The following is a 5,485-nucleotide window of genomic DNA, read 5'->3' as shown; positions in this document are numbered from 1 at the left end:
CAACAGCAGGTCCGACTGGGCGTTGTCGAAACTCACGCTGCCGCCCAGCATCTCGGTGTCCGGCGTCATTCCCACCTGCCCCAGGCTGGGGTCGTTGCCGAATGCAGTTGCAGCGTCGACCGGTGGGAGGTCCGGATCGCTCGCCAGCACGAAGGGCGTGCCCGAAACCATGAAGCAATCGCCGCTCGACAAGCGCCGCGTGGTGCCCTCTGTCAGGATCCAGCAGCTGCCGGAGCGCACGACGTTGAACTTGACCTGGGTCGGCGAGAACCGCAGCGCCCAGTCGCCGCCGGCTGTGAAGCGCACGCTGCACGCGGCGCGCGCCTGCACGATATCGAGCACATCGGAGAGGGGGTCGGTGGGTGCATTCTGGACGATCACGACAGGAATCCGGATGAATGAGGATCGATCATCTGTCCCGTCTAATCCAAAACGATGGGCATGACGACACCACAACAGCCCATCGGATCGCCTTTCGGCGCCGCATCCACTGCCGACGACATCATCGCCGGAACCGATCTATCCGGCCGCACGGCCATCGTCACGGGTGGCTATTCCGGCCTCGGTCTCGCCACCGCAAAAGCGCTTTCCCGCGCCGGCGCGGAGGTGATCGTGCCGGCGCGCGATATCGCCAAGGCCGAAGCAGCGCTCGCCGGGATCGGGAGCGTGGAGATCGCGCCCATGGACCTGATCGATGCTCCATCCGTCGCCCGCTTCGCCGAGGATTTCCTGGCGAGCAAGCGGCCGCTCCACCTGCTGATCAATAGCGCGGGAGTCATGGCCGCGCCGTTACGACGCGATGCCGCCGGGCACGAGGGGCATTTTGCAACGAACCACCTCGGCCATTTCCGGCTTGCCTGCCTGTTATGGCCCGCGCTGGTCGATCAGGGCGCTCGCGTCATCGCCGTGTCCTCGCGCGGACACCAGATTGCCGGCGTCGATTTCGACGATATCGATTTTGATCGTCGCCCCTATGACAAATGGGTGGCCTATGGGCAGTCCAAGACCGCGAACATCCTGTTCGCCCGCGCTCTGGACCGGCGGGGCGAGAAGCACGGGGTCCGCGCCTTCTCGCTCCACCCCGGCCAGATCATCACCGATCTGGCGCGCCATCTCTCGGACGAGGAACTGGCAGGATTCGACGCGTTCGACGCGCAAGGCAAGCCGATCATCGATCCGGCGCACGGCATGAAGACACCCGAGCAAGGCGCGGCAACCGCCTTGTGGTGCGCCACGAGTCCGCAGCTGGACGGGATAGGAGGGGTGTATTGCGAGGATTGCGATATCGCCGGGATCAACCATGCGGAAATGGGGCGCAAGGGCGTCGCACCCTGGGCCATTGACGATGAGGCGGCAGAACGCCTCTGGACGCTGTCCTCGCAATGGACGGGCTGTTCCTGCTAGTTCGGAGCGCGCGAGCCTGAGAGCTCGCCAGGGCGGGCAGGTCCGATGCGCGCTGCCTGTCCGCCCTCAGTGCAGATGCTGCAGCTTGTCGGGATTGCGCATCACATAGATGCCAACGATCCGTTCGTCCTCGATCTCCAGCGCCGTGGTCTGCAACTCGCCATCGGCCTCCCGGGTGACGAAGCCGGGCAGGCCGTTGATGACCCGCACGCCCACCAGCTGCGAGGCTTGCTTGCGGAACAGCACCGCCAGCGCCTTGTGCAGCTGCAACACCAGACGGCTGCCGAAGATCGGCCGGACCACCGCAGGGCGCTTGCCGCCGCCGTCCGAATGCATGGCGACGTCGCTCGCCAGCATCGCACCCAGCGCCGCCATGTCTCCGCTGCGCGATGCCTCGAAAAAGGCCTGCGCGATGGCGAGGCCACGCTGCGTATCGACCGCGAAGCGAGGCCGCGCCTCGCGCACATGAGTGCGGGCCCGCGCGGCGAGCTGGCGGCAGGCGGCGGCATCGCGGCCGATGGTGGCGGCAACCTCTTCGAATGCCGCGCCGAAGACATCGTGCAGCAGGAAGGCCGCGCGCTCCAGCGGCGACAGCCGCTCCAGCGCGAGCATCAGCGGAAGCGTCACGTCCTCCTCTTCCTCCTCGTCCAGCACCGGATCGGGCAGCCACGGGCCGATATACGTCTCGCGGCGGCGGCGGGCCGATCGGAGCTGATCGAGGCACAGCCGCGTCACCGTCGTGCGCAGGAACGCTCCGGGTTCACGGATCTCTGCATGGCTGGTGCGCAGCCAGCGGATAAAGGCTTCCTGCACCACATCCTCGGCATCGGCCACCGAGCCGAGCATGCTATAGGCGACCCGGATCAGCCGGGGCCGAAGCGAATCGAAGGTCTTCAAGGCGGCGGATTGCTGCGCGTCCATCACCGGTTCACCGCCCGCGCCATGGCGGGCGGATTGCCTTGCCTGCTGCCGAATGCCGGGTCCTCGGATATCATCCTGATTCCTTGCGCCATTGCGATGTCAGCCTGCACCGGATTTACAAGCCCCTCAAGATAGACGAAGCGCACGTCCGATATGCCGACGGTCGCCAGCACATCGGTGAGATAACCGGCGAGGTGGTTCGGCTGAACGGCACCCGGCCCGGTCACCAGCCCGCCCGCGGTGACCACCACCAATACGGGTCGATCGCCCAGCAGCCCGGTCTTCACGCCATTTGCGGACGCGAAGCTGCGCCGATGGCGAAGCACCAGGTCGATCCACAGTTTCAGGCAGGCGGGCACGGTGTAATTGTGCATTGGCGTGGCGATGGTGATGAAGGCGGCGTCCTCCACCTCGCTGATCAGCGTTTCGGAAAGGGCAAAAGCGGCGTGGTCGTCCGGCTGTTGCGCCAGCACCGCCTCGGAATAGGCCTGCGGAACGTTCGCGTGAGAAAGAACGGACAGATCGCGCTCCACGAGAGCCAGCGAGGGATCCGCCGCCTGCAGATTGGCGACAGCCTGCAACGCCAGCGTGGCGCCGCGCGAGGCGGCGCCATGGGGGCTGGCGTGGATCGAAAGAATGGACGCCATCGGCCTGCTCCCGCTCAGGCCAGGCCGGCGCGGTCGAGGCCGAAGGCCTTGTCCGCCGATCCGGGCACCGAGCGGAAGGCGATGGAGGCGCGGTTCCAGGCGTTGATGACCATGATCATGTATGTGAGGTCGACCAGCTCCCGTTCCGAGAATTCTTCCCTCGCCTGATCATAGACATGGTCGGGCACGCCTTCGGGCGCCAGCCGAGTCAGCGCCTCGGTCCAGGCCAGCGCCGCGCGCTCCCGATCGCTGAACAACGCCGATTCGCGCCAGATCGCGACATGGTGCAGGCGCAGCGGGCGTTCACCCTGAAGCGTGGCTTCCTTGATGTGCATGTCGAGGCAGAACGCACAGCCGTTGAGCTGCGACGCGCGGATTTCGACAAGCGAGAGCGTTGATTTCTCCACCGCGCCCTTCTTCACCGCGAGCGTAAGCTCGGTGAGCTTGGCGGTAAGTTCGGGATTCTGCTTCAAATGGTTCAGACGCTGCGACATGACTTGCTCCTTCGGTGTTGATGCAAGCCTTGACGGGACAGCGAGCCGGAATGTGACATCGGGCGAAAAATTTGTGCTTTTCTGGTGTGGATGGTTCATGGCTCCGATGCAGTCTCGCAAGCCGGTTGCCCGCCTGGAGCGATCGCATGGGCGCCACCCGGGGAAGAGCGCAGACACCGGCCATCGACGCGGGCTGATCGCGCCAGACGGATTTGCAGGATTCTGCGCCTGACCCGCCGGGACGCAGAGCTGACAGCGCAGCCTCGGCGATCAATGGAGCGTGCCATCTGCGCTCCGACAAGCGAGATGGCGAACCGGCATGGGGGCAGCGCCGCTCACCCGTAAAGACCGATGGAATGTTGGGCGGTGGCGGAGACGGAGGTCATACGAAGTTAAGTGTATGTATTTGATAACAAAATTTAATATTCTTCCGCTATTTATTTTCCCACGCCCTGTTCCCTGCGCATCAAAACGCCGCTCTCAGACCGTACCTTTACTATGCCAAAATACGCTATTGCTGTCGATGATTTTCTTCTGCCTACAGTTCGGGTTCTAACGTCGGAATCAACTTGCGGATCGCCTTTGGCCATCAGTGGTTGACCTTGCTCTTTGCTATGCTGAGCGGTGGCCATCGAGTGCCTTGGCAGGCATGCGAACCTGACGTTTGGGTTAGCACAGGGTGCCGTACCAGATGTGCCGCAATAACATCCTACAGCCCCGCCAAGGGCGGCTGAGGGTGGGCAATGGCGCTGGCCGCCCCAACGGGGCGGCCTCTACTGATCGGGGCTGTGCCCGGTCAGAACGCAAATGCGCCCTGACCGGTGGCAGTCGCGAAGGTGTCAGCTTCTCCTGCGGCGTGCCGCTCGCGGCCCAGTTCGGTCCAATGCAGGAAACCAGATCGATCATGGGCGAACCATCCTTCCTCGATGCCGTGGATCAACGCCCATGCGACTTCGTTAGCGGGCAGGCCAGGGTGATTGACTGGCCAATGGACTGTGCCTGTGTCGGGCTTGCAGGCACTCGGGGTGCTGAATGCCAGCATGCCGCGTCGGCTGGCAGGCTCGGAAGCGCCGATCGCGGCCATGATGGTGCGGGCCTCCAGCGGGGATAGATGGCCGGTGGGCCTTCCGTCATGCCGCGAATAGGTGAGGCCGTAAGCCACAGCGCGGGCAATGTCCTCTGCCGTGGTGTACTCGCGGGTATCGAGCAAGGCCTGCCATTGCCCGGCACTGACAAGATCCACCGCATGCCACCACTGCCCATTGCGGGCCTTGCTGACGCCATAGACATTGGGTGCACCATGCGCGTCCAGCGTGAGGCCCAGGGTGGCTTCCACATGCTGAACGAAGGGATGAGCAGCCAGCAGCGGGTGCATCAGGCCAATGCGGGTAGTGCCGTCACCATTGTCCGTGCTCACCTCGATCGGAAACAGAAACAGCCGGGAGGGCAAGTTCCATGGATAGGACAGCGGGAAGTCGCGCGGCACAGCGAGGCTGCGATTGATGTCCAGAAGGAAGGTGGAGGCGGCAAGGCCGCGCTCCACGATCTGCGTTGCAAGGCTGTCCATTATGCTGCCTCCTCCATGTCGGCAGGGGCTGCCAGCTGGTGGAGATAGGCCACGGCACGTTCGGCATGGGCTGCGGCCTGCACGATGGCGCGTTTGTCGTTCTTGAGCACCCGCAGCCAGCTGGCAATGTAGCTGGCGTGGTCTGCGCGCGGTTCCAGTGCCAGGCCAAGGTCGGCGGCAAGGAATGCGGCTCCGATCTCGGCCACCAGCTCCTCATGGGCATAGCCTTCGTCACCCCATGATTTGCGCCCAAAGGAACGATCAAGGCGGGTGGGATGACGTGTCCAGTGGACAGTCTCATGACCGCGAGTGGTGTAGTACCCGTGGCTGTCCTCGAATGCTTCAAAGGTCGGAAGCTGAATGCGGTCCTCGCCGATCATGTAGCAGGCACGATCGCCTCCATGGCGCACCTCTGCCGGGATGCTGGCAAAGAATGCCTCGGTGTAGCGCGA

7 protein-coding genes are annotated in these 5,485 nt (G+C 64.2%); 1 reads left to right on the top strand and 6 read right to left on the bottom strand.

Annotated elements, in window-relative coordinates; all coding sequences use genetic code 11:
* On the bottom strand, window positions 1–381 hold a 381-nt coding region (locus DM995_RS20395; protein ID WP_198669544.1), incomplete at its 3' end, for a cupin domain-containing protein.
* A 60-nt stretch (window positions 382–441) separates the two neighbouring features.
* Here DM995_RS20395 and DM995_RS20390 point away from each other — a divergent pair.
* Window positions 442–1,404, top strand: a complete 963-nt coding sequence (locus DM995_RS20390; protein WP_116970870.1) for an oxidoreductase — start codon at window positions 442–444, stop codon at window positions 1,402–1,404.
* A gap of 66 nt (window positions 1,405–1,470) precedes the next feature.
* On the opposite strand, the gene DM995_RS20385 is transcribed toward DM995_RS20390, so the two are convergent.
* The 5 genes from DM995_RS20385 to DM995_RS20365 all read right to left on the bottom strand — a co-directional run.
* Complete coding sequence (locus DM995_RS20385) at window positions 1,471–2,325, bottom strand: sigma-70 family RNA polymerase sigma factor (protein ID WP_116970869.1); 855 nt, start codon at window positions 2,323–2,325, stop codon at window positions 1,471–1,473.
* Window positions 2,325–2,972 (bottom strand): FMN-dependent NADH-azoreductase, encoded by a 648-nt coding sequence (locus DM995_RS20380; protein ID WP_116970868.1) that lies wholly within the window; start codon window positions 2,970–2,972, stop codon window positions 2,325–2,327. The genes DM995_RS20385 and DM995_RS20380 overlap by 1 nt, the downstream gene beginning before the upstream one ends.
* Before the next feature lie 14 nt (window positions 2,973–2,986).
* Entirely contained in the window at window positions 2,987–3,466 is a 480-nt protein-coding gene (locus DM995_RS20375) for a carboxymuconolactone decarboxylase family protein (RefSeq protein ID WP_116970867.1), read from the bottom strand.
* 796 nt (window positions 3,467–4,262) lie between these two features.
* Window positions 4,263–5,033, bottom strand: coding sequence for a hypothetical protein (locus tag DM995_RS20370; protein ID WP_116970866.1), 771 nt, complete (start codon window positions 5,031–5,033; stop codon window positions 4,263–4,265).
* Window positions 5,033–5,485, bottom strand: a 453-nt coding sequence (locus DM995_RS20365) for a zincin-like metallopeptidase domain-containing protein (RefSeq protein ID WP_286164983.1), incomplete at its 5' end; no start/stop codon positions are given. The genes DM995_RS20370 and DM995_RS20365, both read right to left, overlap by 1 nt.

Origin of the sequence: Blastomonas sp. UPD001 (genome assembly GCF_003426715.1) — a bacterium.
Lineage (GTDB): Bacteria > Pseudomonadota > Alphaproteobacteria > Sphingomonadales > Sphingomonadaceae > Blastomonas.
The sequence above is the reverse complement of the archived record's forward strand: the minus strand, read 5'-3'. Positions and strand labels throughout refer to the sequence as shown.

Excerpts from the sequence above, each read along its gene's own strand:
- DM995_RS20390 (WP_116970870.1), top strand. The coding sequence starts at position 442 with ATGACGACACCACAACAGCCCATCGGATCGCCTTTCGGCGCCGCATCC.
- DM995_RS20385 (WP_116970869.1), bottom strand. The coding sequence starts at position 2,325 with ATGGACGCGCAGCAATCCGCCGCCTTGAAGACCTTCGATTCGCTTCGG.
- DM995_RS20380 (WP_116970868.1), bottom strand. The coding sequence starts at position 2,972 with ATGGCGTCCATTCTTTCGATCCACGCCAGCCCCCATGGCGCCGCCTCG.
- DM995_RS20375 (WP_116970867.1), bottom strand. The coding sequence starts at position 3,466 with ATGTCGCAGCGTCTGAACCATTTGAAGCAGAATCCCGAACTTACCGCC.
- DM995_RS20370 (WP_116970866.1), bottom strand. The coding sequence starts at position 5,033 with ATGGACAGCCTTGCAACGCAGATCGTGGAGCGCGGCCTTGCCGCCTCC.